At 44.3% G+C, this 4,429-nt stretch carries 3 protein-coding genes and 1 pseudogene; all 4 read left to right on the top strand.

What is annotated here, in order from left to right; genetic code table 11:
- Positions 1 to 139: 139 nt before the first annotated feature.
- Positions 140 to 559 (top strand): annotated as a pseudogene (locus RIG66_RS31415) (RAMP superfamily CRISPR-associated protein); the annotation flags it as partial.
- Between the two features lie 3 nt (positions 560 to 562).
- Entirely contained in the window at positions 563 to 1,006 is a 444-nt protein-coding gene (locus RIG66_RS31410; RefSeq protein WP_446383694.1) for a hypothetical protein, read from the top strand.
- Positions 1,007 to 1,370: 364 nt separating this feature from the next.
- The gene (locus tag RIG66_RS31405) at positions 1,371 to 3,131 is read left to right on the top strand and encodes a hypothetical protein (protein ID WP_446383692.1); all 1,761 of its coding nucleotides are present in this window, start codon (positions 1,371 to 1,373) and stop codon (positions 3,129 to 3,131) included.
- A gap of 153 nt (positions 3,132 to 3,284) precedes the next feature.
- Positions 3,285 to 4,298, top strand: a complete 1,014-nt coding sequence (locus RIG66_RS31400) for a hypothetical protein (RefSeq protein WP_446383690.1) — start codon at positions 3,285 to 3,287, stop codon at positions 4,296 to 4,298.
- Positions 4,299 to 4,429: the final 131 nt, after the last annotated feature.

Raw genomic sequence — 4,429 nt, 5'->3', positions numbered from 1 at the left:
TATCAAATACGTCGGGTAAGGGTTGGCAATTTTAAGTTAATCTTGTTGGATAATCTGGAATTTTTCTATTCTGCGCATGAAAAGTTCTACTTTTCCCCTTAAAATTATCTTCTCAAATTAGTTTGTGAGAAATGCGGGATTAAGTGCCCTTCCTGTCAAGGGAGAAAAGAAATTATTTTTTAACTTTGGCTTTCTCACCGTTGAAGGCACAGAAAACCTATCCCCTTGGTTTCCCCTCGGTAACGAACTTCCCGCCGTTATCGTCGGCGATGATGAAATTGGCATGATTCACGATATGGCATTATATCGGCAAAGTCGAGTCGCCTTGGAAAAGGATCAGAAACGGGTCAAAGGGAAAGCATTTTTCAATACAGAAGCCTTACCCGAAGGAACTATTCTAGTCTTTCCCATTGCCATCAAACACTTAAACTCCAGTGAAGCCAAACCTGAAGCCAAATCCTGGCAACCCTTCGGCACAAGTCATCAAGGGGATATCTATCTTGGCGGTTTAGAATCCATTGGCTTTGGTCACTGTGAGATAACATTCAAGGAGGTATAAACCATGGCATTTGAATCCTACAACTTAGATAAAATTGCCCACGACTTAGTATTTGAGCATTGTGATAAAGGCGCTCATAACCAAGCCTATAAAATGCGAACCGCTGCCGCTTATGGACTTGAGCGATTTTGGGGAGAACAATTGCGGTTGTATGAGAAGAAAAAAGACGTTTACTACCCCACCGCCGCCAGCCACTATTGGGCAGATACTTGGCAGCAATTTTGCCAACTTTTAGCCCAAGGGGGAATTGAACTCCCCGCTGATTCCGTTGAACCGACAGACAAAGACAAGATTAAACGCATCACTGATTCTCTTTGGAGTTTTGATTACAATCAGCGGAAAGTCGCCTTATCTGTACTGATTCAACTCTGTGATTCTATAGTGTGGTGGTCACAACGTTATCAGCCATCTAAGAGGGACAATCAGGTTGATCAAGTGACGCCGTGATAAGCTGTCATGCGTTTAAATTGGGTATTAGTCGCGAGCAAGATGCTCGCACTACCATCCTTTCGCCATTATTGACATTAAGGTTTAAATGCCGAACAGCTTAGTAGTTCGTAGTCAGCACTTTAGTGCTGGAAAATATAGCAAGCAATTCCCCAAAATTTAGGGGAATCAGGCTTACGCCACCCATGATTTTTATCGATTTGAGAAACACGATCAAGCCTTTTAAGGAACTAAAGTACCTAGATCAGTGCGGCGGAAGTAACTCTCCAGTAAAAAAAGGTGCTCCCGTCTTATTGTATAAGCTTTCTCCCCTCCTGCCTTCTGCCTCCTGCCTTCTGCCTTCTTGCACTAGGATAAACAAACCATGACAAATACAGACGCCAATCGTATTCCATTAATGTTTCAAGCCCAAATACCCGATCGCGGTAAAATTCAATATGCTGGGAATGTTGAACCCGCGTCACAATGGGTGGAACAATGGTTAGCCGGATGTCCCCCAGCGCCTACACAGGCTGACGAAACCATTCCCATCTGGAAACGTCGCCCCCTCCCACCCACAGTAAAATTACCCAAATTTGGCGACTCCGTAGAAACCCAAGACTACAAAATTCGCTGGCGCTTAATCACCAATAGCGGTCAAGATGAAGACGTGATTCGTCCGATCATGGGTGCGAAAGGATTACCTTTTTTCCCCGGTTCCAGCATGAAAGGCGCATTCCGTCGCGCTTGCTTAACCGATACTGAACGCGATCGCTATTGTGGCACCCAAGAGATTACCCCGGAAGGAAACAGCCGCACCCTTCCCGGTATCCTGCGCTTTCATGGCGGCTATCCGGTGGATATGGCAACCTGGGCAAACCGCGATCGCTTAGTTGATGTGGTTCATGGTCAGCAATCCTATCAAGTCATGGATAATGGCGCAACCCATAGCGCCAATGTGCAAATTTCTCTCTACCAATCCCGATTTAAATTTGGCATATCCAGTAGAGATTCCCTGAGTCAATCAGAATGGCAGAAAATATGGCAAATTTGGGAACGGGCGCTATTATCAGGGATTGGTTCACGGGTCAGTGCAGGCTATGGTTATGTCGATAAAGTCAATCCCGACGGTTTAATTATCCCACTTTCCACCTCAGAACGCCGGATTCTCTCGGCTGAATTGAAAGGAGAGGGACTCCTGTCTCAACTGTTGAATAAAACCGGGGAATTTCGCCCCAATCTATTCAAAGCCGGATTACGTGGACATACCCTCCGCCTCCTAGCTGGGATAACCAATGAAACCGTAGCCCAAACCTTAACCCAAAGCCTTTGGGGGGGAATTGAGGGAGAAGCCACAGTCGGGAAAGTGGGGATTTTATTTACCGTAGATGAGGGGGATATCGAATTCGATCGACATATCTATCGACCCAATCATAAACCCATCTCCATGCCAACTTATACCCTAAATCGAGGCAAATTAGAACTCTTACAAATCGGTGAGATTTCCCCAGAATTACGGAAATTCTTAGGGTATCTCCTACGCTTCTCCATCCTACTGGGGGGATTTGGTAAATCTTGGCGTCGGATTCACCATGGACGATTTTTTTCCAGTTATTTTAAACGCGGGGACAAGCCCATGATTGGCTGTCACTGGGAATTTTTACCCGAATCCAACAAACTCTGGGTATTGAATAATGTCCCCAACTTAGCCTTAGTCACTCGATTTTTAGACGAAACCCAACAGAATGCGATCGCGTGGCTAAAATCAGTCGGTTATCAACCCAATAGTTACGTGAAAAACTGGCGGGAGACTTGGCATCGGAATCAGGTACAGGTATGGGGACGCATTGCCAAAAATCAGCAAGATAGTCAAGCCGTTAAGTGGTTTCATGGCGCTTATTTTAATCAACAGTCGATTAAAAACACCGAACTCACCGGATGGGCAGCTAAAAAAGGAGTGGAGAGTCAAGTTGGGCGAATTTGGCATCGGATGTATCCGCGATATGTGAAGACAAAGGCAGGTAAACGGATTCGTCTCAACGATGAATACATTGAATTACTCACCCTATTTCCTGATGGTTCAGCAGACAGCAACCAATTGTTGCAATTTCTGGACAAAACCAGTGAATTCAACCGCCTTTGGTGATGAAAATAACAATGACCAAGCCCTAAGCTGTTCGGCATTTAAACCATAATGTCAAGAATTGCGAAATCCTTGTAGTGCGAGCATCTTGCTCGCTACCCATTCCCAATTTAAATGCGTGACAGCCTATCCCCTAAGTTATCATCAAGAACCACTATGAATATTTGGATAATTACAATAGGCAACAGTGATGTTCAACTGCAAACCAAAGATCATTGGACAAGGCTATTCAGAAATGTCAGACGTCAATTAGACAATCGCGGATTTACACCAACCGAAGGAACTGATAACCGCTTTTTAGTTCCTGGGAGAGTCATGGGTACCGTTTATAGTCAATCTCAGGCACAGGATTATTGGGACGATTTAGCCTTTCCCTTACTCCATAACTTTGTCGGAAAACTCCAGCACAAAAACATAGAAATAGACAAAATTATTTTAATCTTTACCGATCAGGATGCCGTATTTAGTCCATCGGAACGATTATCACAACAGTCAGCATACTGGCAAGACACCTGTACCTTAGAGCCCATTATAGGAACCTATCTCCAAAAAAAACTCCCTCAAGCGCAACTCAAACCCCTCTTACTGCAACCTGAATCCCCCACCGAAGGATTAGATGATTGGGATAGCGTCTTGAAACTGATTCAGTCAAAATTTGCGAAGTTTGACTTTCCTGAAACCGCAACAATTTACGTCAGCCATCAAGCCGGAACCCCGGCGATTTCTTCAGGGGTTCAGTTTGAAACTTTATTACGATTTGGACAACACGTTAAATTTTTAGTTAGTAGTGAGCGAGAGGAGAACTTAACCAAAATACTGGATCGCTCAACCTACCTACAGGGAATTCGCCAACAAGAGGCAAAAACCTTACTCGAACGCTATGATTATTCCGGCGTCAAAGCGATATTGGCTCCTTATTTAACATCGAATGTCAAACTATTATTAGATGCGGTGATTCTCTGGAATTCGGCGAAGTTTGATCAGTTTGCTCAGACGGTGTTACAGTATCCCGATAGTCAATTGGTGCAAAAGGTTCAGGAACGCACTCAGAAGTGTAACTGGTGGTGGACAGGGTATGAAGCGGCGTATTTAGGAGTAGTACGACTTGAGCAAGGAAATACGGTTGAAGCGTTTTTCCATAGTTTTCGGGCGGTGGAAGGTTTAATCTGAAGTTCCCCCCATCCCGATTGAGGATAGAAGCCTAAACCGTGACTATGTAAGCGTTTGAGCCAATTATTCTTCTCAATTCGTACCCATGTATATTTAAGATTTTCTTAATACTCTTGGGGAAAAATCTGTGA

It is taken from the genome of Coleofasciculus sp. E2-BRE-01, from assembly GCF_040221695.1.
In the GTDB taxonomy this organism is placed as follows: Bacteria; Cyanobacteriota; Cyanobacteriia; order Cyanobacteriales; family Coleofasciculaceae; genus Coleofasciculus.
Note: the sequence above shows the minus strand (reverse complement) of the source record. Positions and strands in the feature narration are given on the sequence as shown.